The sequence below is a fragment of the Gordonia sp. SGD-V-85 genome (genome assembly GCF_001456905.1).
GTDB classification, from domain to species: domain Bacteria; phylum Actinomycetota; class Actinomycetes; order Mycobacteriales; family Mycobacteriaceae; genus Gordonia; species Gordonia hongkongensis.
The window spans coordinates 235402-261725 of record NZ_LNQO01000004.1 but is presented as its reverse complement, the minus strand read 5'-3'; the positions used below and the strand labels follow the sequence as shown (position 1 = coordinate 261725).

21 protein-coding genes and 2 pseudogenes are annotated in these 26324 nt (G+C 68.3%); 6 read left to right on the top strand and 17 right to left on the bottom strand.

Features of this window, described 5'->3' with window-relative positions:
- Positions 1-4: 4 nt before the first annotated feature.
- The 5 genes and pseudogenes from AS181_RS06665 to AS181_RS06645 all read right to left on the bottom strand — a co-directional run bounded on the left by AS181_RS06665 (position 5) and on the right by AS181_RS06645 (position 5601).
- On the bottom strand, positions 5-1342 hold the full coding sequence (locus tag AS181_RS06665; RefSeq protein ID WP_058250791.1) for a YibE/F family protein: 1338 nt from the start codon (positions 1340-1342) through the stop codon (positions 5-7).
- An 83-nt stretch (positions 1343-1425) separates the two neighbouring features.
- A complete protein-coding gene (locus AS181_RS06660; protein ID WP_058250790.1) occupies positions 1426-2364 on the bottom strand; it encodes a MetQ/NlpA family ABC transporter substrate-binding protein in 939 nt (312 codons plus the stop codon).
- Between the two features lie 87 nt (positions 2365-2451).
- Positions 2452-3159 (bottom strand): methionine ABC transporter permease, encoded by a 708-nt coding sequence (locus tag AS181_RS06655; RefSeq protein ID WP_058250789.1) that lies wholly within the window; start codon positions 3157-3159, stop codon positions 2452-2454.
- Entirely contained in the window at positions 3156-4199 is a 1044-nt protein-coding gene (locus AS181_RS06650; protein WP_058250788.1) for a methionine ABC transporter ATP-binding protein, read from the bottom strand. Before AS181_RS06650 ends, AS181_RS06655 begins: the two co-directional genes overlap by 4 nt.
- Positions 4196-5601, bottom strand: a pseudogene (locus AS181_RS06645) (LLM class flavin-dependent oxidoreductase). The gene AS181_RS06650 and the pseudogene AS181_RS06645 overlap by 4 nt, the downstream one beginning before the upstream one ends.
- A 117-nt stretch (positions 5602-5718) precedes the next feature.
- Here AS181_RS06645 and AS181_RS06640 point away from each other — a divergent pair.
- A complete protein-coding gene (locus AS181_RS06640) occupies positions 5719-6222 on the top strand; it encodes a mycothiol transferase (protein WP_058250787.1) in 504 nt (167 codons plus the stop codon).
- Between the two features lie 350 nt (positions 6223-6572).
- Here the strand turns inward: AS181_RS06640 and AS181_RS06635 are convergent, their stop codons facing one another.
- Complete coding sequence (locus tag AS181_RS06635) at positions 6573-6986, bottom strand: hypothetical protein (protein WP_058250786.1); 414 nt, start codon at positions 6984-6986, stop codon at positions 6573-6575.
- 129 nt (positions 6987-7115) lie between these two features.
- Between AS181_RS06635 and AS181_RS06630 the strand changes: the two genes are divergently transcribed.
- From AS181_RS06630 to AS181_RS06620, 3 genes are all read left to right on the top strand, one after another.
- Positions 7116-8045 (top strand): LLM class F420-dependent oxidoreductase, encoded by a 930-nt coding sequence (locus tag AS181_RS06630; RefSeq protein ID WP_058250785.1) that lies wholly within the window; start codon positions 7116-7118, stop codon positions 8043-8045.
- 343 nt (positions 8046-8388) lie between these two features.
- Complete coding sequence (locus tag AS181_RS06625; protein WP_058250784.1) at positions 8389-8778, top strand: hypothetical protein; 390 nt, start codon at positions 8389-8391, stop codon at positions 8776-8778.
- A 21-nt stretch (positions 8779-8799) separates the two neighbouring features.
- Positions 8800-9636 carry an alpha/beta hydrolase gene (locus AS181_RS06620; RefSeq protein ID WP_058250783.1) on the top strand — a complete coding sequence of 279 codons (837 nt, stop codon included), beginning with the start codon at positions 8800-8802 and terminating at the stop codon, positions 9634-9636.
- A gap of 15 nt (positions 9637-9651) precedes the next feature.
- Here the strand turns inward: AS181_RS06620 and AS181_RS06615 are convergent, their stop codons facing one another.
- The 5 genes from AS181_RS06615 to AS181_RS06595 form a co-directional block, all read right to left on the bottom strand.
- Positions 9652-10098: a hypothetical protein gene (locus AS181_RS06615; RefSeq protein WP_058250782.1), complete on the bottom strand. Its 447-nt coding sequence runs from the start codon at positions 10096-10098 to the stop codon at positions 9652-9654.
- A gap of 108 nt (positions 10099-10206) precedes the next feature.
- Positions 10207-11688 carry an alpha/beta hydrolase gene (locus tag AS181_RS06610; protein ID WP_058250896.1) on the bottom strand — a complete coding sequence of 494 codons (1482 nt, stop codon included), beginning with the start codon at positions 11686-11688 and terminating at the stop codon, positions 10207-10209.
- A gap of 75 nt (positions 11689-11763) precedes the next feature.
- Complete coding sequence (locus AS181_RS06605) at positions 11764-12573, bottom strand: alpha/beta fold hydrolase (protein WP_058250895.1); 810 nt, start codon at positions 12571-12573, stop codon at positions 11764-11766.
- Between the two features lie 44 nt (positions 12574-12617).
- A complete protein-coding gene (locus AS181_RS06600; protein ID WP_058250894.1) occupies positions 12618-13550 on the bottom strand; it encodes an alpha/beta hydrolase in 933 nt (310 codons plus the stop codon).
- A 290-nt stretch (positions 13551-13840) separates the two neighbouring features.
- The gene (locus AS181_RS06595) at positions 13841-15265 is read right to left on the bottom strand and encodes an aldehyde dehydrogenase family protein (RefSeq protein ID WP_058250781.1); all 1425 of its coding nucleotides are present in this window, start codon (positions 15263-15265) and stop codon (positions 13841-13843) included.
- 184 nt (positions 15266-15449) lie between these two features.
- Between AS181_RS06595 and AS181_RS06590 the strand changes: the two genes are divergently transcribed.
- On the top strand, positions 15450-15770 hold the full coding sequence (locus tag AS181_RS06590; protein WP_058250780.1) for a putative quinol monooxygenase: 321 nt from the start codon (positions 15450-15452) through the stop codon (positions 15768-15770).
- Between the two features lie 6 nt (positions 15771-15776).
- Here AS181_RS06590 and AS181_RS06585 read toward each other — a convergent pair whose 3' ends face one another.
- The 3 genes from AS181_RS06585 to AS181_RS06575 all read right to left on the bottom strand — a co-directional run bounded on the left by AS181_RS06585 (position 15777) and on the right by AS181_RS06575 (position 19919).
- The gene (locus tag AS181_RS06585; protein ID WP_058250779.1) at positions 15777-18140 is read right to left on the bottom strand and encodes an MMPL family transporter; all 2364 of its coding nucleotides are present in this window, start codon (positions 18138-18140) and stop codon (positions 15777-15779) included.
- A gap of 1 nt (position 18141) precedes the next feature.
- A complete protein-coding gene (locus AS181_RS06580; protein WP_082652880.1) occupies positions 18142-18801 on the bottom strand; it encodes an acyl-CoA-like ligand-binding transcription factor in 660 nt (219 codons plus the stop codon).
- A 104-nt stretch (positions 18802-18905) separates the two neighbouring features.
- Positions 18906-19919 carry a LacI family DNA-binding transcriptional regulator gene (locus tag AS181_RS06575; RefSeq protein WP_058250777.1) on the bottom strand — a complete coding sequence of 338 codons (1014 nt, stop codon included), beginning with the start codon at positions 19917-19919 and terminating at the stop codon, positions 18906-18908.
- Between the two features lie 119 nt (positions 19920-20038).
- On the opposite strand from AS181_RS06575, the pseudogene AS181_RS06570 reads away from it, so the two are divergent.
- Positions 20039-21496, top strand: a pseudogene (locus AS181_RS06570) (MFS transporter).
- 40 nt (positions 21497-21536) lie between these two features.
- Here the strand turns inward: AS181_RS06570 and AS181_RS06565 are convergent.
- The 3 genes from AS181_RS06565 to AS181_RS06555 are packed head-to-tail and all read right to left on the bottom strand — an operon-like array spanning position 21537 to position 26313.
- On the bottom strand, positions 21537-22772 hold the full coding sequence (locus AS181_RS06565) for an alpha-hydroxy acid oxidase (protein ID WP_058250776.1): 1236 nt from the start codon (positions 22770-22772) through the stop codon (positions 21537-21539).
- Between the two features lie 20 nt (positions 22773-22792).
- Positions 22793-24280 carry a rhamnulokinase gene (locus AS181_RS06560; RefSeq protein WP_058250775.1) on the bottom strand — a complete coding sequence of 496 codons (1488 nt, stop codon included), beginning with the start codon at positions 24278-24280 and terminating at the stop codon, positions 22793-22795.
- A complete protein-coding gene (locus AS181_RS06555; RefSeq protein WP_058250774.1) occupies positions 24277-26313 on the bottom strand; it encodes a bifunctional rhamnulose-1-phosphate aldolase/short-chain dehydrogenase in 2037 nt (678 codons plus the stop codon). Before AS181_RS06555 ends, AS181_RS06560 begins: the two co-directional genes overlap by 4 nt.
- Between the last annotated feature and the right edge of the window lie 11 nt (positions 26314-26324).

Here is a 26324-nt window from a genome sequence, read left to right as displayed (position 1 = left end):
GACCTCAGGCCGCGGCGTGCGCGGCCGGTGTACGTCCCGCGCCCGCCGGGGTCGTGAGCGCGGCGGCGATCGCCGTCGTGAGCGGAACCGACAGCGCGATCGCGATTCCGCCGACGAACGAGCGGGCCAACTCCACTGCCACGACGTCGGTGGTGAGCAGTCCGCCCAACGGCTGCTGGGCCACCGAGAACAGCAGCATCAGCGGCAGCGCACTGCCCGCGTAGGCGAAGACGAGGGTGTACACCGTGCTCGCGATGTGGTCGCGGCCCACGCGCATCGCGGCGCGGAAGGTCGCGAGCCGTGACGGTTCGCCGGCCGCGGCCAGTTCGAAGGCCGCCGAGGCCTGGGTGATCGTGACGTCGTTCAGAACACCGAGGGTGCCGATGATGAACCCGGCGAGCAGGAGACCGCTGACCGAGATGTTGCCCTGATACACCTGCAGATTGGTGGTCTGATCGCCCGAGAGCCCCGTGAGGTTCATGGTCCGGATGGCGAGCCAGCTCAGGAATCCCGCGAGCAGCAGGGAGGTCAGCGTCCCGAGCAGAGCCGAACTGGTCCGGAGACTGACACCGTGCGCGAGGTAGAGGACCACGAACAGGATCACCGCCGACGACACGACCGCCACCGCGACAGGGGACGACCCGTCGAGGATGGCCGGCAGCGTGAACACGGTGAGTATCCCGAAGGCGATCGCCAGCCCGATGATCGAGCGGAACCCGCGCCACGCCGCCACCAGCACGATCGCGGCGATGAACAGCACGGCCCAGAAGATGATCGCCGGTCCGCGCTGGAAGTCGAAGAAGCTGTACCGGTCGCTGCCGTCGGGGCCGGGAACGGTCGCGAGCCGGATGTCGTCACCGGCGTTCAACGTCGGCTGGCCGGCCTGGGGGTCGTCGAGCGTGCCGGCGGCGGGGGCCACGGTGTCGGGCCCGGATCCGGCCTGTGCCCGGTTGGTCGGGATCTCCAGGACGGTGTACTGGCCGGCCACGTCACCGGAGGTGAACCGGACCGCGTTGAGGATGCACGGCCCACCCGGCACCGGATTCACCGGTATGTCGGCGGTCTCGAGCACTGATCCCGCCACCGAGTTGAGGCAATTCGCATGGAACTGGTCCACGATCTCGCCGTCGACCGTGGTGATCGGCCCGCCGTCGGCGGACCGGAACTGGGTGGGGATCGGGTGTTCGGAATCCGACGGCCACAGGACGACCATGCCGACCGCGACCGCGACCGCGGTCACCGCGAGCGTGCCGATGACGAACCACCGGGCGATCGGCGACAGCGTGTGGCTGATGTCGGACAGCGAGTGCGCATGACCGTGCCCGTGATGTGTGCGGCTCACGCGGTGAGCCTATGCGCACCGCACCCGGGTCGCGATGGGCGACCCGGGTGCGGTGATGGGGTGTGCAGCAGTGCCGACGCTGGTCACAGGGGCAGCAGGATGCCCTTGACCCGCGGATCGGTCCGCAGGAATTCCTGCACGGCAGGGTCTTTGAACGCGGCGACCAGGTTCTTGATGTTCTCGGTGTCCTTCCACTGCGTCCCGATGGTCAGCTGCCCGGCGAACTCGTCGGGAGCGGGCGGAGCGTAGATCTGCTTGGCGATGTCGATGTTCGCGGCGAGGTAGTACTCGGTGTAGCCCACGGTGGCGTCGAGGTCGGCGAGCGAGCGCGACTGGGCGGCGAAGTCGAGCAGGACGAACTGCAGGTTCCGCGGATTCGTGGCGATGTCCTTCTGGGTCGCCTTCCACTTGTCCACGCCTGGTTTCAGCGTGATGAGTCCGGCGCGTTCGAGCAGCCAGAGTCCCTGGGCTTCGTTCGCGGGATCGGAGTAGAGGGAGACGCGGGCGTTCTGCGGCAGGTCGGCGACGTCGCGGTACTTGTCCGACCAGATGCCGAATCCCCAGCGGAACACCGGCGTCGCGGCTTCCTCCTGGAAGTCCGGGTTCGCCTCGAGGACCTGCGACAGCCACAGCTTGTGCTGATAGACGGTGCCCGCGACCTCCCCGTCGCTGACCGCACGGTTCAGCGTCGTGGAGTCGGACAGGCCCTTGAATGCGACCTTGATGTCATACCGGGGTGCGACCTCGTCGGCGATGAACTCGACCAGTGCCTGCTCGGAGGCGTTGCCCTCGGCGGTGACGACGGTCAGTGTCGCACCGGCGGTCTCGTTGGGCGACGTCGAGTCGGACCCGAGGAAGCGCCAGCCGACGACGGCGGCGATCACGGCGACCACGACCAGCGCGCCGACGATCAGCGGCCAGCGGCGACGTGTCGAGATCTCGATTCCGGAACTGCCGGGCGGAGAGGGAGTCTCGCCGGATTTCGATGAGGTGCCGGTGGTGGAACCGGTGTCCTGTGTCATGGGGTGCCTTTCGGGTGTGGCTGGGTGATGCGGTGACGGGCGCTCCGCCGCTCAGGGAGCAGAGCCGGCCGGCGGTTTTGTGGTTCTTCAGTGGTTGACCCGGCGGGACGTGACCGGGTTGAGGCTGCGGGCGAGGGCGTCGCCGGCGACCTGGATCACGGCCACCGTCACGATGAGCACGATGATGGTGGCGACCATGACTCCCTGATCGAATCGCTGGTAGCCGTAGGTCACGGCCACGTATCCGAGTCCGCCGGCGCCGATGGTGCCGGCGATCGTGGAGTACTCGATCATCGCGATGGTGTTGATCGTCAGTCCGCCGACGATGCTCGGCAGCGCCTCGGGAACTTGTGCCTTCCAGATGATCTGGGCGTTCGATCCGCCGGACGCACGTGCCACGTCGATGGTCGAGGCCGGGACCGACCGCAGCGAGTTCTCGACGATGCGTGTGAAGAAGGCGATGCCGGCGATCGACATCGGTACCACCGCTGCGGCGATGCCGATGTTCGTGCCCGTGACCAGGCGGGTGAACGGGATGATCGCCGTCATAAGCACCAGGAAGGGCAACGACCGACCGATGCTGATCACCCACGACAGGGGGGTGTGCAACGAGCGTCGTGCGAAAAGCCCGCCGGGAGCGAGGTTGTGGATGAGTGCGCCCAGCGGGACTCCCACCACCAGGACGACGACCATCACGATGCTCACCATCAGGACCGTGCCGATGGCCGCCGGGATGAGCAGGTCGGGGATCTCGTCGAGCGGCACCGTGATGTTCGCCGAATACGTGGTGCTCACGCGGCCACCTCGGAGCCGGTGACGGTCTCGACGGCGGTACCGCCCGCGGTCGCGGTGGCGTCGAGAAGGCGCGCGGCCAGGCCTAGTTCACCCGCGGCGCCGATGAATTCCGACGCGTGTCCGGTCGGCACCGACACGGTGAGATCGCCGAAGACGGTGCCGTCGATGGTCTGCACGTTGGCGCCCAGCACCGAGATCGAGATGTCGAGTCGCCTGCCCAGCTGGGTCAACCAGTCCGCGGGGACCGTCGCGGAGTGGTAGACCACCGAGATCGGGGTTTCGGCCGAGGCCGGTTGCGCACTCGGCCCGCGCGGCCGGAGTGCCCGTCCCAGAACCGAATCCGGTTCCAGGACCACATGTTCCAGTCTTCCGTGCTCGACGATGCGGCCGCGTTCGAGACGGCCGACGGTGTCGGCGACCCGCACGACCGTGTCCATCTCGTGGGTGATGAACACCACCGCGAGATCCAGTTCGTCCCGAACGTCGGTGAGGAGCCGTAAGAAGGTGTCCGTGGCCGCGGGATCCAGACCCGAGGTGGCTTCGTCGGACAGCAGGACGGAAGGTTTGAGTGCGAGGGCCCGAGCGATGCCGACGCGCTGCCGCTGACCGCCGGACAGCTGATGCGGATACAGGTCCGCCTTGTCGGCAAGGCCGACCAGATCGAGAAGTTCGCCGACGCGTGCCGTGGTCGATCGCTTTGTCGCACCCAGATATTCGAGAGGCAAAGCGACATTCTGCGCCGCGGTTCGCCGGGACAGCAGACTCGCCGACTGGAACACGGTGCCGATCCGGCGCCGGGCGTCGCGAAGGCCCGACGTGCCCAGTGCGGTGAGATCCTCCCCGTTGACCACGACCTTGCCCGACGTCGGACGTTCCAGCAGATTCAGACACCGGGCCAGCGTGCTCTTGCCGGCGCCGGACGGGCCGACGACGGCGAAGATCTCACCGGCGTCGACAGTGAAGTCGACCTCGTCGAGCACCGTCGTCGGGTCGGGCGAACCGACACCGAACACCTTCGTCAACCCCACCACCTCGATCACCGGAGGCCCCCGTTCGCGCTGGTGAGCTGAGCGGCTTCCCTGATCGAATCGTCGATGGTCGAGTTGCTCCCACCGACCCGGTACGTGGACCCGCGATGATTCTCCGGCAGTTGATCGCCACGCCCGAAGAGCTTGTGGCGCAGGGTTCCCGGGACGTAGTCCCGGTCGTAGAGTCCGCGCCGCTCGAGGGCGGGCACCACGTGGGTGATGATGTCCTCGAACGATCCGGGGGTCACCGCGTAGGCGACGTTGAAGCCGTCGACGTCGGTCTCGGTCACCCAGTCCTGCAGAGCTTCTGCCACCTCGTCGCCGGAGCCGATCAGGACCGGACCCATTCCGCCGATGCCGCCCCACGCCGCGATGTCCCGCACGCGCCATTCCTCGCCGGTGTCACTCGCCTGCTGGAAAGCGGCGACCGCGGACTGGATCGCGTTGCTTGCACGTTGCCGATCGGTTCGTCGATCTCGTAACTCGCGAGGTCGATGCCCATCCAGCCCGACATGAAGACCAGCGCACCCTCGGTGCTGGCGTAGGACTGGTACTCCGCGGCTTTCGCGCGGGCTGCCTCCGGAGTCGAGTCGGTGATGATCGTCAGCAGCGTGTAGATCTTCGCGTCGTACGGGTCGCGTCCGGCCAGGATCAGCTCGTCGCGCACCTTGCTCACCACATCACGCAGGATGGCCTTGGTCGGCGCGGCCACGAAGATGGCCTCGGCGTTCTCCGCGGCGAAACGTCGGCCGCGAGGCGAGGCCCCGGCCTGGTAGATGACCGGTGAACCCTGCGGCGACGGCTCGGCGAGGTGAATGCCGGGCACGGTGAAGTGCTTTCCGCGGTGCCCGATGTGATGGACCCGGGCCGGGTCGGCGAAGATGCCCGCCTCGCGATCGCGGAGGACCGCGTCGCGTTCCCACGAACCCTCCCAGAGCTTGTACAGCACGGTGAGGTACTCATCGGCCTGGTTGTAGCGCTCGTCGTGCTCGAGTTGATCGTCGGCGCCCATGTTACGGGCTGCCGCAGGCAGGTATCCCGTCACCACGTTCCAGCCGATCCGGCCACGGGTGAGGTGGTCCAGCGTCGACAGGCGCCGTGCGAAGGGGTAGGGATGCTCGAAACCCGTACCGGTGGTGACCCCGAAGCCGAGGTGTTCGGTGGCGTGCGCCATCGCCGAGACGAGCAACAGCGGGTCGTTCACGGGGATCTGCGCACCCTGGCGGATGGCGGCTTCGTCGTTGCCGGCGTACACGTCGTAGGTGCCCAGGACGTCGGCGATGAACAGACCGTCGAATCCGCCGGTCTCCAGCAAGCGGGCGAGGTCGACCCAGTAGTCGATGGTGTTGTAGTCCCACGACCGGTCGTCGGGGTGGCGCCACAGACCCGGTGACTGGTGCGCAACGCAATTCATGTCGAAGGCGTTGAATCGGATCTTACGTGGGGCATTCGGTTCTGACACTGGAGGAATGATGCTGACGGATCGTCGGAGTGGCCATCGTTGTGCCCACCGCGAACCTAAACTTGTGCCATGCGATCCACAGATGTGTTGCTCGACGGTCTCGGTCGAGTCGTCGAGAATGTTCACGCCGTCCTGGACGACATCTCCACCGAGGAATTGAATCGGGCTCCCGCGCCCGGTGCCAACACGATCGCCTGGCTCGTGTGGCATCTGACGCGCGTGCAGGACTCGCACGTCGCCGACGTCGCCGGAACCGACGAGGTGTGGGTGACCGGGGGATGGGTCGAACGGTTCGGTCTGCCGTTCGACCCCGGGGAGAGCGGGTACGGGCAGTCTGCCGACGAGGCGGCGCGGGTCGTCGTCGACGACCCGGACCTGTTGCGTGGCTACTACGACGCAACACACGCGGTCAGCGTCGACTACATTGGCGCGCTGTCGGATTCAGATCTCGACCGCGTCGTCGACGACAACTGGGACCCGCCGGTCACGTTGGGCGTACGACTGCTCAGCGTGATCGACGACGACACCCAGCACATCGGCCAGGCGGCATACGTCCGGGGACTGTTGTCCTGACTCGTCGCTGTCGCGCTGCGTTCTGAGTAATTGCGGCCTGGCGGCCGTCGTGGACCACGACAGAACCGTTGTGCGCTGTGCGAGCCCATTTACTGCTCCCTGAGGAGGCCGGAGCTTGCGGAGGCCGTCACGAACGGTCCTCGTGAGTCGGGTTGCGAAGACCCTTCGTGACGCGCCCTCCGCAAGCTCCGGGCGCTCCTCAGGGAGCAGGAGTAGACGCGCCCTCCGCAAGCTCCGGGCGCTCCTCAGGGAGCAGGAGTAGACGCGCCCTCCGCAAGCTCCGGGCGCTCCCCAGGGAGCAGGGGGTTGGTCGCTATCTACGTCGCACCTCAGGCACCGGTGCCGGACGGTCAGGACAGGCAGCCCTTGAAGGTCTGGAAGTCACCGGCGAACGCGGGTCCCTTGCAGGTCGGGCCGTTCTTGCCGTCGACGACGACCTCGCCGCCGGGTCCGGCGATACCGATGGCCAGGCCGGGACGAATGCCGTCCATGGTGACCGTCGCTCCGGGACCGAGGGCGATGGCCGCGGGTCCGGCGAAGTTGTCGGCGGTGACGTTGGCTTCGCCGCCGTTGTCGGTGATGGCCAGCGAGAGTCCGGTCGGGCCGGAGTCGGCGCTACACGAGGCCGCAGAGGCGGACTGGCCGGGAAGTGCCGGACATACGGTGGGCGCGGCGCCGGCGGACGGCGCGGCGGCGAGCGATACTGCGGTCGCACCTGCGGCGGCGACGACGAAACCCAGAGCTGTGCGCGTGAACGTCTTCATGTTGGGACTCCTTTGTCGAGGAACGGTGTCGTGCGTGGAGCGATTCGGAATGGCCGCCGGGCCGGATTGGGTCCGCTTCGCACGCCGCCTCGCCACCGGTCGTGTGCCCAGCGCGCGTAGGTTGAAAACGTGCAACTGCGAATCTTCACCGAGCCCCAGCAGGGTGCGACCTACGACGACCTGCTCACCGTCGCCAAGGCGACCGAAGACCTGGGCTTCGATGCCTTCTTCCGTTCCGACCATTTCGCCGGAATGGGCGGCGACGGCCTCCCCGGGCCGACCGACGCGTGGATCACGTTGGCGGGCTTGGCGCGCGAGACCTCGCGAATCCGGCTGGGGACGCTCGTCTCGTCGGCCACTTTCCGGCTACCCGGGCCGTTCTCGATCGCAGTCGCCCAGGTCGATCAGATGAGCGGTGGCCGTGTCGAATTGGGAATCGGAACGGGCTGGCACGAGGGTGAGCACGAGGCGTACGGAATCCCGTTCCCGCCGTTGAGGGAACGGTTCGACCGCCTCGAGGAGAACCTCGAGATCATCACCGGGTTGTGGCAGACCCCGCTGGGCGAGGAGTTCGACTACGAGGGCACACACTTTCGCCTCTCGAAATCGCCGGCCCTGCCCAAACCCGTGCAGCACCCGCGCCCGCCGATCATCATCGGGGGCAGTGGCAAGAAGCGGACGCCCGCGCTGGCCGCGCGTTTCGCCGACGAGTTCAATGTCGTGTTCCAACCACTCGACGTCGCCGGGGATCTCATCGGGCGCGTCCGCACGGCGTGCGTCGACACCGGCCGCGACCCGGAGTCGCTGACCTACTCCGCCGCGCTCGTATTGTGTTGCGGCCGCGACGAAGCCGAGTTCCGGCGCCGGGCCGAGGCCATCGGCCGGGAACCGGACGAGCTGCGCGAGAACGGGGCTGCCGGAACCCCGGACGAGGTCGCCGCGAAGATCGCGACCTTCGGCGAGCTGGGCGTCACGCGCATGTATCTGCAGACCCTTGATCTGTCGGATCTCGATCACCTCGAGCTCGTCGCGTCGAAGGTCGCCCCGCAGTTGGCGTGAGCGCCCGCGGGCACCCCGTCTGCTGGGTGCGGCGTTCGCAAAGCTTGCTCCTCAGTGTCAGCGGCCCGGCGGCCGTCGCGCGGGGGCGATCTGGGACTGCTCCCTGAGGAGGCCGGAGCTTGCGGAGGCCGTCACGAAGGGTCCTGGTGAGTCAGGTTGCGACGACCCTTCGTGACGCGCCCTCCGCAAGCTCCGGGCGCTCCTCAGGGAGCAGGGGGCAGGTCGTTCTTCCGGCACAGGGGCCAGGGGTTTGGTGGTTCTGTCGGACTAGACAGCGGAGTGTCCTCGAAGGGTTCCCCCGACCCGGCACCCGGGCCGACCGCGATGGGCCATAATCCACCTCATGGCCGACAGGGGCGAGCACACATCATCGAGACCGCCGGAACGTCAACGGATCAAGAAGCTGGCCCAGGCCGCGCTCAACGCCGACGTGACCGTCGAGCAACTCGAGGGCATCATCGCCGACATGGGGGAGACCCTCGAAGGACTCGGTCCCACCCTGGACGGGCTGAACTCGACGATCGCGAAACTCGACGTGACGCTGGTGCGACTCTCCGGAACCCTCGACCAGGTCGACGCCACCGCCGACCGCATGTCCGACATCGTCGGGCGGCTCGAACGGGTGGTCGGGCGGGTCGAGGCACTCGTCGGTATCGGCGAGGCCGCCTTCCGTCCGCTCGGCGCCCTGGAGTCGGCAGGCAAGTCGGTCGCCGCCCGACTCGGCTGGCACTGAACATCGAAACGAGATCAGGGAATGACACCGGAAGAACACAGTTTTCGTGGCCGGCACGGGCACACCATCGTCTATGACGTCCACCGGCCCGCGGACAGCCCGCGCGGCGTGGTCGTCGTGGTGCACGGACTCGCCGAACACGGACGACGGTATCTGCATGTGGCCCGTCGGCTCGTCGACGACGGTTACCTCGTCGCGATACCGGACCACGTCGGTCACGGCCGCTCGGGTGGCAAGCGACTCCGGTTGCGCCGGTTCGGTGACTTCACCGACGACCTCGACACCGTGCTCGCCCATGTCGCCGACGGCAGCGTCCCGACGTTCCTGATCGGGCACAGCATGGGCGGGTGCATCGCTCTCGACTATGCGCTCGACCACCAGGACAAGCTCGACGGACTGATCCTGTCGGGGGCGGCCGTGCTGCCCGGTGACGACCTGCCCGATCTGGCCGTCCGATTCGCGCCGCTGATCGGTCGGATCGCACCGGGATTGCCCACCACCGAGTTGAGTTCGTCGAGCATCTCCCGGGATCCGGACGTCGTGGCCGCCTACGACGCCGACCCGCTGGTGACGCGCGGCAAGATCCCGGCCGGGCTGGGCGGGGCGATGATCGGCACCATGCGGTCGTTTCCCGAGCGCCTGCCGTCCCTGCAACTACCCATCCTGGTGATGCACGGCAGCGAGGACGCGCTCACCGACCCGCGCGGCAGCGAACTCGTCGAGCGGCTCGCCGGATCGGCGGACAAGACGCTCGTGATCTACGACGACCTGTTCCACGAGATCTTCAACGAACCCGAGCAGGCGGTGGTGCTCGACGCGGTGATCACCTGGTTGCGCGGTCACACCGAGCGCCCGTGACCGTCGCGCGACCACTCACGTCAGTCGCACCACTACCCCGGCCAGCAGGACCAGCACGCCGCCGATCTCGCCCACGATGAGCGCGAGCATGAACAGGTAGGTGCCGGGAGTCGGGTCGACGAACTGATTCGTGGTGTCCCGCAGGGCGCCGTGGATGCAATACGCGGCGATCGCCGCGACGAAGAAGACGATCGGGACCGCCGCGGCGATCACGTTGACGGTCGTCGGGAAGGCGCTGAGTTCGACCAGCGCGGCGAGCACCAGGGTGGCGAACGAGTACATCAGCGCGGCCCGATGCGCGATGTCGACATACACATGGGCCGTCCGGTCCGGTGAGGTGCGGATGCCGTGGTACTTCCACACGCCCAAGACGAGTGCCCAGACGAGGATCACACCGGACGCCACGACCACGACGATGGTGTCGACGCCGACGAGGTCGGCGAGATCGGGGTCGGCGGTCATGGCTGAACGCTAGCAGCAGGTGCGGTAGAAGGGATCGGTCGCTCACGCAGTCCGTTCCCGCTCACACTTCCGGTGAGCGGGAACGGAAACCGTGAGCGGGAGCGCCGGTCAGCGGGACGGGACCGGGGTGCTGCTCGAGGTACCGGGTGTGACGGGCCCCGTCGGGGCGAGCTGGGGCACGGTCGGCGTGCTCGTCTCGGAACTGGTGGCCGATTCCGGGACGGACGCGTCCACCGACGCCGAGCCCGACACCGCGGACGGTGCGAGGTCGGCCGAGGACGACCCGGAGGCCGACGACTCCGCTGCGGACGACTCGGCGGACGAGGAGGCCGACTGAGAGGCGGACCCGGTCTCGTCCGAACCACGGGCCGACAGACCTGACAGGTCGAGCGCCGGCGATTCCTCGGCCGCCTTCTTCGCCGCCAGGGTCACCTTCGCGGGGCCTTCGGGATCGGGGTCGCCCGAGGCGGAGACGACGGTCGTCTTCGTGGTCACCGGTGGGTTGTTGCGCAGCGTGGTCAGCACGTGCTCCTTGCCGTCACCGAGCGCACGTCCCCAGTTCTCCCACGTGTGGCCGCCGTAGTTCGGCAACGAGATCACCGATACGCCGGCCTGCTTGGCCTGCAACTGCATGAGCACGGTCGACACCGCGGACAGGATCTCCAGGGCCATCGCACTGAGCTGGTCCTGCGGCGACAGCTTGGCCATCTCCGACGGCGTCAGGAAACCGTTGCCCGAGGAGATGATGAGAACCTGGCCGTTGTCGGCCAGCTGCGTCAGGTTCTTCGACGGGTCGTTGTCGGTCCAGCGGGTGCCGCCCGGCGCGCCCCACATGTTGACGACGCCGTTGACGTAGTTGGACACCATGGTCTGCGTGGCGAACACGCCGAGGGCGCCGACCGGGTTGTCGGTCTGGTAGTAGCCCGACATCGCCTGCACGACCTTGAACTGCTCGGGGTGGCGCTCGGCGAGGGTCACCGCGGGCCCGCCGGACATCGACAGTCCGATGATCGCGTTGTTGTTGCGGGCCACGCCGAACTCGCGCTCGAGGTAGCCGGGCAGCTCCGAGGTCAGGAAGGTCTCCTGCTTGATGACCGTGTTCTTGTCACCGGCGCCGCCGTCCCAGTCGGTGTAGAACGACGATGCGCCGCCCACCGGCATGACCAGGGTGGTGTCGGCCTTGGCGTCGTAGACCTTGGCGGCCTGCACGTCGGTGGTCCATGCCGAGCGGGTTTCGCTGGCACGCATGCCGTCGAGCAGGTAGACGCCGCTGTCGCTGCCGCTCGAGGCGCGGATCTGCACGATCACGTGCCGTTTCTGCGACTCCGACCAGACCTTGCAGTTCTGGACGTAGTTCCCGGAGGAGTCCCACGTGCAGCCCGGCCGCAGCACTTCGGGATGCCCACGCAGAGCGCTGGCGGTGTTCGACGAGTTGATCAGCGTGCTCGCGCCGAACAGGCCGAGCGTGAGGATCGCGACCACCGAGATGCCGGTGAGGAGTCGGCGACGAGGTGAGGGTCGGCGTGGCGACTCGGGCGTCTGGCCCGCGGGGGTGGAGGGGACGGGCGGTTCGCTGTGCGAGTGCGACATGGAGCTCCTGACATACGCGGCCACCCGACTACACGGTGCCGATGTCAGGGATGTCGTTCGGAGAGTGGACCGGCGTTACCGGGCGAGTGCATTTTTCCGGACGACCTCGGCGGTCTCGTCCGGACGTTCCCACCAGAACATGTGTCCGACACCGGACCAGCGCGCCAGGGTGGCCTGCGGGATGAGGTCGGCGAGCCGCTCGCCCTCGGCGACCGCGATCATCTCGTCGACGTCGCCGTGGATGACCGCCGTCGGCATGTCGAGTGAGCCGATCCGGTCGCGGGTGTCGTGTGCCGCACAGGCGCCCGCCTGCCACGCGACGACTGCCGACGGAACGCGGCGCTGCCTCGACAGCGAGACGAAATGGTCGAAGGCGCCGGCGCGGGCGATGAACTCGGGAGACAGATTGACCTCGAACGCGATGCGTGCGACGCGGTCGGCATCGCGCGACGAGATCGCCTCGACGAGGCGGGCGGCGCCGGACGAGCCGGGCGCACCGATGGCCCCGGGGCCGCCCGCGGTGGTGCAGCCGAGGACGAGACTGCGCACCCGGTCCGGCGAGTTCAGGGCGAGTTCCTGTGCGATCGTGCCGCCCATCGACGTGCCCAGCACGTGGGCGGAGTCCCAGCCGAGGCCGTCGAGGATTCCGCGGGCGTCGGCGGCCAGGTCGGCGATGGTGAACGGTCCCTCGGCCCGACTGCTCGTGCCGATGCCGCGATGGTCGTAGGCGGCAACCGAGAAGTGCGGGGTGAGGGCGTCGAGGAGCTCATCGGTCCACATCCCGCGGTGTGCGGACATGCCGCCGATGAGCAGCAGCGGTTCGCCCTCGCCGAACACCTCGGTGTCGAGGACGGGACCGGTATCGGACGCGACGGGGATCTGCATGCGGAGATGGTAGCCAGGCGGATGACCGGATTCCGTGATTCGCCTCAGAGCGCCGGCGAGATCGCCGCCCACATGTTGGGGAGTTCCTTCTCCCAGTAGTACCAATGGTGGGTTCCGACCTCCTGCAACGCGTCGGTGAACGGCAGACCCGCACCGCGCAACAACCCGGCGAACCGGCGCGAACAGTCGCTGGTCGCGATCTCGAACGCCGACGATGCGGCGAGTACCACCTGGTAGAGGCCTTCCTCGGGCGTCACGTTCCGCTTGAGGTCGGCGGGACCGAGCCGGCCGGCACCGGAGTACAGGTACAGGGCCTTGCCGCGGAGACGGTCGAGATGCAGCGCCGGGTCGTGGTCCCGCCATCCGGCCGAACCGACCGGCCCCCAGAGGTTGTCGGCGTTCGCCCCACCCCGGGCGAGGGTGGCCCGCACGTACGACTCTCCCTGCGGCGAGGACACCGGAGGACATCCGCTGATCGAGGCCACCGCGCGGTACAGCGACGGGGCCCGTGACGCGAGCGTGAACGCCGCCTGCCCGCCCATCGAGACGCCCGCGATCCCGCGCGAACCGTTCGACTCGAAGCGGGCGTCGATGAGGGGCGGGAGTTCCCTGGTCAGGAACGTCTCCCACATCGGTTGTCCGACGCGCGGATCCCGGCGCTGCCAGTCGGCGTACTGGCTGCCGTACGCACCCGTCGGGAGTATGACGTTCACGTCCTTGTCGGCGAAGAACTCGTCGGCATTGCCGGCTCCACGCCATCCACTGTCGTTGCCGCGCGAACCCGCCCCGTCCAGTAGGTAGAGCGTCGGCCGGGGTCCGGTCTTCGTTCGTGGCGTGAGGACGAAGAGCTTGATGTTCTTGGCCATCGCCGCCGAGTAGACCCAGACTATGGCGCGTGTGGGGGACTCGTGCACGACCGACACCACCCGCGGCGCCACGGGCGCTGCCGCCGCCGGCGCGGCGGCCAGACACAGCATCACCAGACATGCGGCACAGACCGCACGAAGAATCACTCGAAGCACCGTTCCCCCATGTGTACCGCGCGGACGCTCTTCCCCCGAAGAATGTGGATTCGATCGGTAGGCGGCCGGGCCGCCGGATCGAAGTCGTTCGGCAAGCGTAGGACGTTCGCGCAGTCCTGTCCGGGCCTTGCGAAATCCCGGGGTACCGCGATGGGCGCGACTCCGCGGCCTCGACGAACGACGCCGCCGGGCACATCCGTTGGGGATGCGCCCGGCGGCGTCGGGAGAGGGAACGGGCTGGGTTGTCAGGCCCCGAAACCGAGCAGCGACTTCACCTCGAGGAATTCGTCGAAGGCGTAGTCACTCCACTCGCGGCCGTTGCCGCTCTTCTTGTATCCGCCGAACGGTGCGCTCGGGTCGAGCTGGGCGCCGTTGAGCGAGATCGAACCCGCACGGATCTGTGATCCGATGCGGCGGACCTCGTCGACATCCTTGCCGGAGACGTAGCCGGCGAGGCCGTACTCGGTGTCGTTGGCGACCTTGATCGCTTCGTCGATCGAGTCGTAACCGATGACGACGAGGACCGGGCCGAACACCTCGGTGCGGGCGATCTCCATGTCGTTGGTGACGTTGGTGAACACGGTCGGCTTCACGTAGTAGCCGGTCTCGAGACCCTCGGGGCGCCCGGGACCTCCCACGACCGCGGTCGCGCCGTCGGCGACGGCACGCTCGATGAGACCCTGGATCTTGTCGAATTGCGCCTCGGACACGACCGGGCCGAGCTTCACGTCGGTGGTGGGATCGCCGACGGTGAGCTCGGCAGCGACCCCCTTGGCGATCTCGGCGACCTCGTCGACGCGGCCGGCCGGGACCAGCATGCGGCTCGGGGCGTTGCAGGACTGGCCCGAGTTCATCATCATCGTCGCGATGCCGCCGGCGACGTTCTTCGCGAAGTCGTCGTCGTCGAGGATGATGTTCGGGCTCTTGCCGCCGAGTTCCTGGGCGACGCGCTTCACGGTCGGCGCGGCACTCTTGGCGACCTCGATGCCGGCGCGGGTGGACCCGGTGAACGAGATCATGTCGATGCCCTCGTGGCTCGACAGCGCGGCGCCGACGCCGGGGCCGTCACCGTTGACGAGGTTGAACACGCCTGCGGGTACGCCGGCGGCGTCGAAGATCTCGGCGACGATCGCCGCGCTGAACGGCGCGACCTCGGAGGGCTTGAGGACCATGGTGCAACCGGTGGCGAGTGCCGGGGCGACCTTGCACATGACCTGGTTGAGCGGCCAGTTCCACGGGGTGATGAAGCCGCACACGCCGATCGGCTCCTTGGCGATGCGCGAGCTGCCGCGGTCCTCGACGAACTTGAAGTCGGGGAGTTGCGCGGCGGCGGTCATCAGGTGGCCGAGACCGATCGGCACCTGGGCGGCGTTCGTGAGGCCGACCGGCGAACCCATCTCCTCGGTGACCGCGGCGGCGAGGTCGCCCATGCGGTTCTGGTACTCGGCGATGATCCGGTTGAGGACTTCGAGACGTTCCTCGACGGTCGTCTGTCCCCAGGTGACGAATGCGCGACGGGCGGCGTCGACCGCTGCGTCGACGTCGGCCGCGCTGCCGATGGCGACCTGTCCGGCCGACTTCTCGGTGGCCGGGTTGATGACGTCGATGAGGTTGAGCTCGGCGGGCTCGACCCACTGACCGTCGATGTAGAACTTGGTGATGTCCGGCATGGTGCCTCCGTTGCAGCCTGAAGTGAGGACAATTGTTGTCTGTTTCACACTCTAGGCGCTGCCGCGACCGGGGTCTCGCGAATCCCGGCGTTCCGGGGGCGACACTTTGTGACCGGTTCTGGAACAGCCGTCCCAGTCGCATGCTGCGACGCTCGGCCCGGCCGCGAACGACTAGGGTCGAATCATGATCCTCATCGTCGTGAAGTTCCCCATCAAGCCCGAATTCGCCGACGAGTGGCCCGAGTTGTCCCGCGAGTTCACCGAGGCAACCCGCGCCGAACCGGGTAACATGTGGTTCGACTGGTCGCGATCGCTCGAGGACCCCAACACCTACGTCCTGGTCGAGGCGTTCGACGACGATGCCGCGGAGGCACATGTCACCGCCCCGCACTTCAAGCAGGCCCAGCAGGAACTCCCCAAGTACCTCCAGCGCACACCCGACGTCATCAACACGACGATCGAGGGCGACACCTGGTCCGAACTCGGGGAGTTCCGGGTCGACTGACCTCTCTCAGCGGCCGGCGCGGACCTCGGAGTCCGTGTCGGCCCCCGCCGGGTCCGCCGGTCGCGCCGCGTCGTCGCCGATGCCGAGCTTCTCGCCCTCGATGTCCACGTCGGGCAGGATGCGGTCGAGCCAGCGCGGGATCCACCACGCCTTGTCGCCGAGGACGGTGAGCACCGCCGGCATCAGGGTCATCCGGACGACGAAGGCGTCGAGGAACACCGCGGCGGCCAGGGCGAAGCCCATCACCATGATGAAGGCCATGTCTTGCAGCATGAATGCGGCGAAGACCGAGATCATGATGGCCGCGGCCGCCGCCACGACGCGGGCGCTGTGGCGATATCCCTCCACCACCGCGGTCTTCGCGTCGGCGCCGTGCACGTACGCTTCCCGCATCCGGGTCACCAGGAACACCTGATAGTCCATGGCGAGTCCGAACACGATGCCCACCAACATGATCGGCAGGAACGACACCAGCGGTTGCGGGTTGTCGACGATCCCCAGGGCGCCGTCGGTGAAGAGGGCGACGGTCACACCGAAGGTCGCGGCGACGCTCAGCAGGAAGCCGAGCGCGGCGGTCAGCGGCACGAGGATCGAGCGGAACACGATGATCAGCAGGATGAAGGCGAGACCCACCACGACCAGGAGGTAGGGGATCAGCGAACTCGACAGGCGGTCGGAGATGTCGAGTTCGATCGCGGTCTGCCCGGTCACCCCGTAGGAGATGCCCGTCGTGCCCTGTACCCGAGACTCCATCTCGCGGAGCGATTCCACGAGTGCGGGCGTCGCCTCGTCGGCCGGCGCGGTCGACGGGATGATCGTGATCTTCGCGGTGTCCTGGGCCTCGTTGAGCCCGCCGGCACCGATCTGCGCCACCTCGACGTTGTCGACGCGACCCAGGTCGTCGACGAGTGAGTTGAAGGCGCGCAAGCGCTCCCCGGTGTCCTGGATCTCGCGACCGTCCGCGACGACGACCAGCGGTCCGTTCACGCCGGGTCCGTAACCCTCGGCGACCATGTCGTAGGCCCGGCGCTGCGTCTCCGACGGCTCGGCGGTCCCGTCGTTGGGTAGCGCGAGCTTGAGCCCGGCCATCGGGATCGCGAGGACGACGAGAATGCCGACGATCGCGACCGTCACGGTGCGCGGCCGGGCCACGATGCGCTGGACCCAGCGCTGGCCGTTGTGCAACCGCTCCGCATCGTGCGGTCCGACATCGGGAGCGTTGAGGCGCGGCACCCGTCCGGCGAACGCCTTGCCGCCGAACAGGCCCAGGATGGCCGGCAGGAGGGTGAGCGCGACCAACACGACAGCCACCACGGTGCCCGCGGCGGCGATACCCATCGCGGTGAGGAACGGGATGTTCACGATCGCCAGTGCGGCCAGCGCGATGACGACGGTGCTGCCGGCGAAGACGACCGCCGAACCCGCGGTGCCGACCGCCCGCCCCGCCGCGTCGGCGCGGTTCGTCGACCGATGGATCTCGTGGCGGTAGCGGGACACGATGAACAGCGCGTAGTCGATGCCGACCGCGAGGCCGATCATCGTCGCGAGAATCGGTGTCTCGTTGCTGAGGTCGAAGAAGTGGGTGCCCATCTGCACGCCGAGCATGCCGATCGCGACGCCGACGATCGCGGTGATGATCGGCATGCCCCACGCGACCAGGGAGGCGAACGTCAGGATGAGGATCAGCGCACCGACCCCGATGCCGATCAGCTCAGAGGTGATCCCGAGCTCGAATTGCTGTGTGGCCGAACCCTTCATCTCGACGGTGAGGCCGGCGGCCCGCGCGTCGTCGGCGATGGCGTCCATCTGTTCGCGCATGGTCTCGGTGACGTCCGAGGATGCCTTGACGTCGAAGGAGGCGCCGAGCTGCGCAACCGTGCCCGCCGCGTTGATCGGCGAAGTGGCCTGCGCGTCGGCGGCGGCCTCGTCCGCACTCTTGCCGAAGGTTTCCCGCTGGAAGGTCGCCGAGAGTTCACGGAGCTGACCGGGGGATTGCTCGGTGCCGTACGAGACGAACGGGTTGGCGATCGAATCGGGGCTCTTCACGTTCTCGACGGTCTTGAGGCCGGCCACCATCGAGTCGATGGTGCTCTGGAACCGGGGCTCGCTCAGCGTCGAACCCTCCGGTGCGCGCACGACATACGTGACACCGATGTCGGAACCGAACGTCGCTTCCCCGGGGAAGCGTTCGATCATCAGGTCCTGGGCGCGCTCCGACGGGATGCCCGGGATCGAGAACGACTCCGAGGTCGGTTTGGCCAGCAGGCTCGCGCCGATGCCCAGCCCGATCAGGACCAGAACCCAGATCGCGATGGTCTTGAGGCGGTTCTCGTACGCCCATCGCCCTAGTCGGTACAGGTGTGTTGCCACGTCAGTGCTCCTCGAGGGATGGGTCGGCGAGTTCGTTCAACGGTGGGATGGGTTGTGCGAGCCCGGACGCCAGTTGGTCGAAGGCGGACTCCAGCACGGTGGCCAGGTCGGCAGTGGTGCCCGGGGTGTCGTCGTGATGGGTCACCCAGAATTCGAGGGCGACGCGGATGGTGGTGATCGCGTTGTGCAGGACGAGGCGCGGATACAGGGTGTGTGCCGGCTGTCCGCGCTGCGCGCACAGTTCGGCGAGACGCGCTTCGACGGTGTCGCCCAACTCCATGTCGCGGGACCTGGCCGTCAGCCCCGGATCCGTGTCGAGGAGGCGCAGGAGCGCGACGATCTCGGCGGGTTCGCCGACGTCGGGCGAGGTGGCGGCCTCGATGAGGGCGGTTCGGACCGAGCAGAAGAAGCTCTCGTCCGTCGGTCGGGCCTCGATCCGCTCCACGAGCGTGTCGAACAGTGACGACACGAAGTGCAGCAGCGCATCCTCTTTGCCGCTGAAGTAGTTGTGGAACGTGCGGACCGAGACGTTCGCCTCCGCCGCGACGGCGTCGATCATCACGTGATCCATCCCGACGCTGGTGGACAACCGCAGCACAGCGCGGGCGAGCGCCGAACGGGTCGCCGCCTTCTTCGCCTCGCGGAGTCCGGGGGAGTTCACCTCACCCACGGTACGGAACTTGCAGAACCCTGCAAACTTGCAGGACTACGCAATATTAGGAGAGTCCTCACACCGTCTACCCGGCGATGGCGTGCGTCACACCTTCAGCCCAGTGTCGATGCGCGGGCGACCAACTCGGGCTGGAACACGAGGTTCGACGGGACGTGGCGTTCGGCGGGATCGTCGGCCGCGCTCATCAGCAGATCGACCGCGGTGACGCCGATGCGGGAGGTCGGCTGCCGGATCGACGACAACGGGACGACGGCCGAGCGGGCGAAATCGATGTCGTCGTAACCGATGAGCGCGATGTCGTCGGGAACGCGGACGTCGCCGCCGAGCATCGTCAACGCCTGCAGGACCCCGATCGCGAGGAGGTCGTTGGCGCAGAACACCGCATCCGGTCGGTCGCGGGGGGCCCTGGCCAGCAGGGCCTGTCCCGCCTCGCGTCCGGCCAGCACACTCAGGTTCGTCGTCTGCACGACCTCGAGCGTGGCGTCCTCGACGGCGTCGACGGCCTCCTGCGCGCCCCGCCGACGGTCCGCGACCTGCCGCAGTCCGGGCGGTCCGCCCACGAAGACGATCCGGCGACGACCGGTCTCGCACAGGTGTGACACCGCGAGCCGCCCGCCCGCGATGTCGTCGACGGCGACGGAATCGAAGGGGGAGCCGCCGGCGTCCCGGTCGACGAGGATCACCGGGGTACCGCGACGTCGCAGCGAGTCGAACCGCCGCAGATCGTCGCCGATCGGCGAGACGAGCAAACCGAACACCCGCTGCTCGTCGAAGGTGTCGAGATAGGCCTGTTCGCGTGATTCGTCGTCGTCGGAGGTGCCGAGCAGCACCGTGAGGTCGTGCTCGCCGGCCCGTTGTTCGGCGGCGCGGGCGATGTCGGTGAAGAAGGGGTTACCCACGTCGAGTACCACCATGCCGACGCAACGCGAACGGCCCGCACGGAGTTGGCGCGCGGCGTCGTTGCGCACGAAACCCAGCTTGTCGATCGCCGCCTGGACCCGCGCGACGGTCGCGGGCGAGACCTTTCCGGGCGAGTTGAGCACGTTCGAGACCGTGCCCACCGACACCGAGGCCGCCGCCGCGACATCCCGCATGCTCACACCCATGTGTCCATCTCACCAGATGCGATGCCGGTACTCGCGTTTCGCGGACTCGGGAGGGTCGCCCATCTCGCGAGCTGATTGACTACGAACACCCGCGGTACCCCCTGTAGGAAAGGCGATCCATGTCGACTCCGGCCAGCCCGTTCTCCGCGGACTACGAACCCGACCCGCGGCGCTGGAAGGCGCTCGCGGTGTGCCTGGTGGTCGGCTTCATGACCCTTCTCGACGTCTCGATCGTCAACGTCGCGCTCCCGTCCATCGAATCCGGTCTCGGCGCGAACTCGGCCGACCTGTCGTGGGTCGTGTCCGGCTACGCCCTCGCCTTCGGCCTCGTCCTGGTCCCGGCCGGCCGGGTCGGGGACGCGCGCGGCCGCAAGGTGACCTTCCTCATCGGGCTGTCCCTGTTCGTGCTGGCGTCGGCGGCATGTGGGTTCGCCCAGGGCCCGACGCAACTCGTCGTCTTCCGCCTGATCCAGGGCGTCGCGGGCGGCATTCTCGCGCCGCAGGTCTCCGGGCTCATCCAGCTGCTGTTTCGCGGGGCCGAGCGTGGCCGGGCCTTCGGCATGTTCGCCGCGACCATCGGGATCTCGACCGCGGTCGGGCCGCTGCTCGGTGGGGTCCTCATCTAGCTGGGCGGGTCCGCCGACGGGTGGCGCTGGATCTTCTTCGTGAACGTGCCGATCGGCATCGCGGCCTTCCTCGCCGCGATCCGGTTGATCCCGGCTCGGCCCGAAGAACTCAAACAACCGCTGCGGGGGAGTTTCGACCCGGTGGGCGTTGTGCTCCTGGGCACCGGGGTGTTCGCGCTGATGCTGCCGATGGTCCAGGAGCAGGAGTGGCCCGGCGGGCGGAAATGGCTGCTGCTCGTCGTCGCGGCGGTGCTGATCGGTGCGTTCGTCCTGTGGGAACGCCGGCAGGGCCGCGTCGGCCGCCAGCAACTCGTCGACCTCTCGTTGTTCTCCATGCGGTCGTACACGTTGGGGTGCATCATCGCGATGGTCTACTTCGCCGGGTTCACCACGGTGTTCTTCATCTACACGCTGTTCGTCCAGCAGGGCCTGGGCTACTCGGCACTGCAGGCCGGTCTGGCGGTGACCCCCTTCGCGCTCGGCTCGGCGGTGTCGGCCAGCGTCGGCGGTAACATCGTCAACCGGGTCGGGCGCTCGCTGGTGTTGCTCGGTCTGGGCCTGGTGGTCGTGGGGATGATCGCGACGATCGTCGCCGTCGCGCTCGTGTCTGGTCCCGGTGTCGGGTACGCCGCCGCGCTGCCGCTGCTGGTGGCGGGTATCGGTTCCGGTCTCGTGATCTCGCCCAACCTCACGCTCAGCCTCGACCAGGTGCCGGTGACCAAGGCGGGCATCGCCGGCGGCGTCCTGCAGACCGGTCAGCGCATCGGGGCCGCCGCGGGGATCGCGCTCGTCGGTGCGGTGTTCTTCGCCCAGGTGGCGAACACCGGAGGCGACTGGGCGCGGGCGTTCCAGATCGGGCTGGCGACCGCCGCGGTCCTGGTGCTGATCGCGCTGGTGGTGGGCCTCGTGGATCACTTCGCCCACCGCCGCGAGGACGCGGAGGTCGCGTAGGCGGCCGGTCTGATGCCCACGCGACCTCGGCAGTCGAGCCTCAGGAACGCGCCCGGGGCACCAGCCGCTCGAGCTGGGTCACGTGCGCGGGTGTCAGCTCGTCCAGCGAGGCGACACCGAGCAGCCGCATCGTACGTGCGATCTGCTCGCCGAGGATCTCGATCATCCGGTCCACCCCGGCCTCCCCGCCGGCCATCAGGCCGTACAGGTAGGCCCGGCCGACGAGCGTGAACCGCGCGCCGAGGGCGACCGACGCCACGATGTCGGCACCGCTCATGATGCCGGTGTCGAGCATGACATCGGTGTCCGCGCCGACCTCGCGGGCCACCTCGGGCAGGAGGTGGAACGGGATCGGTGCGCGGTCGAGTTGGCGCCCTCCGTGATTCGACAACACGATGCCGTCGGCGCCGAGGGCCGTGACGGCCTTGGCGTCGTCGACGGTCTGAATGCCCTTGACCACCAGCTTGCCCGGCCACTGCGACTTGATCCACGCCAGATCGTCGAAGGTGACGGTGGGGTCGAACATCGTGTCCAGCAGTTCGGCCACCGTTCCGGACCATCGATCGAGCGAGGCGAACGCCAGGGGCTCGGTGGTGAGGAAGTCGATCCACCACTGCGGGCGCGGGATGGCGTTGAGCACGGTCTTGGCGGTCAGCGCCGGCGGGATCGACATGCCGTTGCGCTTGTCGCGCAGACGAGCCCCGGCGACCGGCACGTCGACGGTCACCAGCAGGGTGTCGTATCCGGCCTTCGCCGCGCGGTCGACCAGGGCCATCGAGCGCTCCCGGTCCTTCCACATGTACAGCTGGAACCAGTTGCGGCCGTGCGGATTCGCATCCCGGACGTCCTCGATCGACGCCGTACCCATCGTCGACAGCGAGAAGGGGATCCCGGCCCGGCCGGCGGCGCGCGCACCAGCGTATTCGCCCTCGGTCTGCATCATCCGGGTGAACCCGGTGGGTGCGATGCCGAACGGCAGTTCCGAACGCCCGCCGAGGATCGTGCACGAGGTGTCGACCTTGGACACGTCACGCAGGATGGCCGGGTGGAACTCGATGTCGGCGAACGCCTGTCGCGCGCGTTCGATGGACAGCTCGGCCTCGGCCGATCCGTCGGTGTAGTCGAAGGCCGCCTTCGGGGTGCGGCGCTTGGCGATCGCGCGCAGGTCCTCGATGGTGAGGGCGGCGTCGAGACGGCGCTTCTTCGCGTCGAACTGGGGCTTCTTGAACTGCATCAGCGGCGCGAGGTCGCGCGGTTTGGGAACTCGACGCTTCATGGGAGAACTGCCTTGCATGGTCATGCCTTTCCTGTCCCCACCGCGGTCCGGGAGCGCGTGCCGCGGGAGTGTCGGGGTGCGTAGTGTTGCGGCGGGAACCTATCGGCGACGATAGACCTCATCGCCTCGAGGTCGCCATCGATCAGGCCGTGGGCGCGGGCGGTGATCAGCACGTTGCCCAGCGCGGTCGCTTCCACCGGACCGGCCTGCACCGGCAGACCCAGCCGGTCGGCGGTGAGTTGGCACAGCAGCCGGTTCTGCGAGCCGCCGCCGACGAGATGGACGGTCTCCACCGTCGTGCCGGACAGTTCGGCCGCTCGCGCCACCCCGTCGGCGAAGGCCGCCGCGAGGCTCTCGACGATCGCGCGCACCATCTCGGCGCGCGTCATCGGCGGACGCATGCCGCGCTCGTCGTACCAGTCGCGAATGCGTCCGGGCATGTCTCCCGGTGGGAGGAACCGGGCGTCGTCGGTGTCGAAGATCTCGACCGTCGCCGGCGCCTCGGCGGCCTGCGCGAGCAGTTCACCGAGATCGGCGCGATACCCTTCGCGCTGGTACTGGCGGACCGTCTCGCTGAGCAGCCACAGGCCCATCACGTTGTGCAGGTAGCGGATACGGCCGTCGGCGCCGACCTCGTTGGTGAAGTTGGCCTTCCACCCGTCGCGGGAGACGACCGGCTGCTCGAGTTCGACGCCGACCAGACCCCAGGTCCCGCACGAGATGTACGCCGACCGCGACGGGTCCATCGGGATGGCGGCGACCGCCGACGCGGTGTCGTGGGACGCGACCGCGGTGACGCGGGTCGACGTCGACAGTCCGAGGCGCTCGGCGACGTCGCCGAGCAACGGGCCCTGGTCGGTGCCGGTCTCCACGAGGTCGGGGAACAAGCCGACGGGCAATCCGAGACGCTCCATCATCGCGGTGTCCCACCGCCCGTTGATGCCGAGCAGTCCGGTGGTCGAGGCGTTGGTGCGTTCGGTGCCGCGCCGGCCCGTGAGCCAGTACGTGATGAGGTCGGGGATCAGCAGGGCGGTGTCGGCCTGATCGAGCAACCCGTCGGCCTTCTCGGTGGCCAATTGGTACACGGTGGTGAACGGCAGGAACTGTAAACCGTTGCGCACGTACAGGTCCGCGGGACCGAGTTCGGCGTGCACGGCGTCCACCCCAGCCGCGCTCCGGGTGTCCCGGTAGTGGTGCGGCAACCCGAGCATGCGGCCCTCCCGCAGGAGCGCGTAGTCCACCGCCCAGGAGTCCACCCCGATCCCGACCAGATCGTCGGACTGCCTGCCCGCCTCGGCGAGGCCGGCCGACGCGGCGCGGAACAGCGCCGGGACTTCCCAGTGCAGAGCGGACCTGCGCCCGTTCCAGATGTGGACCGGGTCGTTGGTGAACCGGGCGACCTGTTCGAGCTCGAGTCGTCCGCGCGAGACGTCGGCCAGCATGACCCGGCCGCTGGTCGCGCCCAGGTCGATCGCGGCGACCTGGGCGGACCGGGTGGATCGGCTCATCGCAGGAACGCGGCGGCGACGCCCGCGTCCACCGGCACGTGCAGGCCGGTGGTGTGCGAGAAGTCGGACGTGCAGAGTGCGAACGCGGCGTTGGCGATGTTCTCCGGCAGCACCTCGCGCTTGAGCAGGGTGCGCTGCGCGTAGAACTTGCCGAGATCCTTCTCCTCGACGCCGTAGACGGCAGCGCGCTTGGCGCCCCAGCCGCCGGCGAAGATCCCCGAACCACGCACCACGCCATCGGGATTGATGCCGTTGACCTTGACCCCGTGCTCGCCGAGCTCGGCGGCCAGGAGACGGACCTGATGGGCCTGGTCGGCCTTCGTCGCCGAGTAGGCGATGTTGTTCGGCCCGGCGAAGACCGAGTTCTTCGACGAGATGTACAGGATGTCGCCGCCGAGCTTCTGATCGATGAGGGCGCGTGCGGCGGCCTTGCTCACCAGGAACGAACCGCGGGCCATCACGTCGTGCTGGAGGTCCCAGTCGGCGGCGGTGGTGTCCAGCAACGACTTCGACAGCGACAGGCCGGCGTTGTTCACGACGAGGTCGATGCCGCCGAAGGCGAGCACCGTTGCGTCGATCGCGGACTGTACGGCCGCTTCGTCGGTGACGTCGGCGGCCACCCCGATGGCGACATCGGTCGAACCGATCTCCTCGGCGGCCGCCCGTGCCTTCTCGGCGTCGAGGTCGGCGATCACCACGCATGCACCTTCGGCGGCCAGACGCGTCGCGATGGCCTTGCCGATGCCGGATGCCGCCCCGGTGACCAGGGCGATGCGGGTCGCGAGCGGCTTGGGCTTCGGCATGCGGGCGAGCTTGGCCTCCTCGAGCAACCAGTACTCGATCCGGAACTTCTCCGACTCGTCGATCGGTGCGTAGGTCGAGATGGCCTCGGCGCCGCGCATCACGTTGATGGCGTTCAGGTAGAACTCGCCGGCGACACGTGCGGTCTGCTTGTCCTTGCCGAAGCTGAACATTCCGACGCCCGGGATCAGCACGATGGCCGGGTCGGCGCCGCGCATCGCGGGGCTGTCCGCGGTGGCGTGACGGTCGTAGTACGCGCGGTAGTCCTCGCGGTAGGCCTCGTGCAGTGCCGTGAGGCGCTCCTTGCACTCCTCGACGCTCGCGTCGGCCGGGAGGTCGAGGACCAGCGGCTTGACCTTGGTGCGCAGGAAGTGGTCCGGGCAACTGGTGCCGAGTGCGGCCAGGCGCGGATGCTCCTCTGCCGCCAGGAATTCGAGGACCGGGTCGACGTCGGTGAAGTGACCGACCTGCGGCTTGTCCATCGAGGCGAGGCCGCGGATGAACGCGGCGAGCGCCGCGGCCTTGGCCCGGCGTTCCTCGGCGGGCAATGCGCCGTAGCCGTCGATCGGGCCGCCGAAGGGTTGCGGCCGACCGTTGGCGGCGATGTACTCCTCGGCGGTGCGGATGATCTCCAGCGAATGTGCCTGCGCCTCATCGGAGGTGTCGCCCCAGGCGGTGATCCCGTGGCCGCCGAGGATGCAACCGATGGCCTGCGGGTTGTCCTTCTTGATCGCCGAGATGTCCAGCCCGAGCTGGAAACCCGGACGACGCCACGGCACCCACACGACGCGGTCACCGAAGATCTTGTGCGTCAAGACCTCGCCGTCGGCCGCGGTCGCGATGGCGATACCGGAGTCCGGGTGCAGGTGGTCGACGTGCGCGGCGTCGACGAGGCCGTGCATCGCGGTGTCGATCGACGGTGCGGCACCGCCCTTTCCGTGCAGGCAGTAATCGAAGGCGGCGACCATCTCGTCCTCACGGTCGAGGCCGGGATAGACGTCGACGAGCGCACGCATGCGATCGAGCCGGAGCACGGCCAGGCCCTTCTCGGTGAGGGTGCCGAGATCACCGCCGGAGCCCTTCACCCAGAGCAGTTCGACGTCTTCACCGGTGACCGGGTCGGTGTCGGAGCCCTTGGCGGAGGTGTTGCCGCCGGCGTAGTTGGTGTTCTTCGGATCCGATCCGAGTCGGTTGGACCGCTCGATGAGGGCGGCGACTGCGGGATTGGTCATTAGGGGTGATC

What these genes read in the sequence shown, in the direction of transcription:
- AS181_RS06605 (WP_058250895.1), bottom strand. Translation starts at nt 12,573, where the DNA reads ATGCAGATCCCCGTCGCGTCCGATACCGGTCCCGTCCTCGACACCGAG.
- AS181_RS06575 (WP_058250777.1), bottom strand. Translation starts at nt 19,919, where the DNA reads ATGGGTGTGAGCATGCGGGATGTCGCGGCGGCGGCCTCGGTGTCGGTG.
- AS181_RS06625 (WP_058250784.1), top strand. Translation starts at nt 8,389, where the DNA reads ATGGCCGACAGGGGCGAGCACACATCATCGAGACCGCCGGAACGTCAA.
- AS181_RS06610 (WP_058250896.1), bottom strand. Translation starts at nt 11,688, where the DNA reads ATGTCGCACTCGCACAGCGAACCGCCCGTCCCCTCCACCCCCGCGGGC.
- AS181_RS06640 (WP_058250787.1), top strand. Translation starts at nt 5,719, where the DNA reads ATGCGATCCACAGATGTGTTGCTCGACGGTCTCGGTCGAGTCGTCGAG.
- AS181_RS06555 (WP_058250774.1), bottom strand. Translation starts at nt 26,313, where the DNA reads ATGACCAATCCCGCAGTCGCCGCCCTCATCGAGCGGTCCAACCGACTC.
- AS181_RS06635 (WP_058250786.1), bottom strand. Translation starts at nt 6,986, where the DNA reads ATGAAGACGTTCACGCGCACAGCTCTGGGTTTCGTCGTCGCCGCCGCA.
- AS181_RS06620 (WP_058250783.1), top strand. Translation starts at nt 8,800, where the DNA reads ATGACACCGGAAGAACACAGTTTTCGTGGCCGGCACGGGCACACCATC.
- AS181_RS06600 (WP_058250894.1), bottom strand. Translation starts at nt 13,550, where the DNA reads ATGCTGTGTCTGGCCGCCGCGCCGGCGGCGGCAGCGCCCGTGGCGCCG.
- AS181_RS06615 (WP_058250782.1), bottom strand. Translation starts at nt 10,098, where the DNA reads ATGACCGCCGACCCCGATCTCGCCGACCTCGTCGGCGTCGACACCATC.
- AS181_RS06660 (WP_058250790.1), bottom strand. Translation starts at nt 2,364, where the DNA reads ATGACACAGGACACCGGTTCCACCACCGGCACCTCATCGAAATCCGGC.
- AS181_RS06560 (WP_058250775.1), bottom strand. Translation starts at nt 24,280, where the DNA reads ATGAGCCGATCCACCCGGTCCGCCCAGGTCGCCGCGATCGACCTGGGC.
- AS181_RS06595 (WP_058250781.1), bottom strand. Translation starts at nt 15,265, where the DNA reads ATGCCGGACATCACCAAGTTCTACATCGACGGTCAGTGGGTCGAGCCC.
- AS181_RS06565 (WP_058250776.1), bottom strand. Translation starts at nt 22,772, where the DNA reads ATGAAGCGTCGAGTTCCCAAACCGCGCGACCTCGCGCCGCTGATGCAG.
- AS181_RS06590 (WP_058250780.1), top strand. Translation starts at nt 15,450, where the DNA reads ATGATCCTCATCGTCGTGAAGTTCCCCATCAAGCCCGAATTCGCCGAC.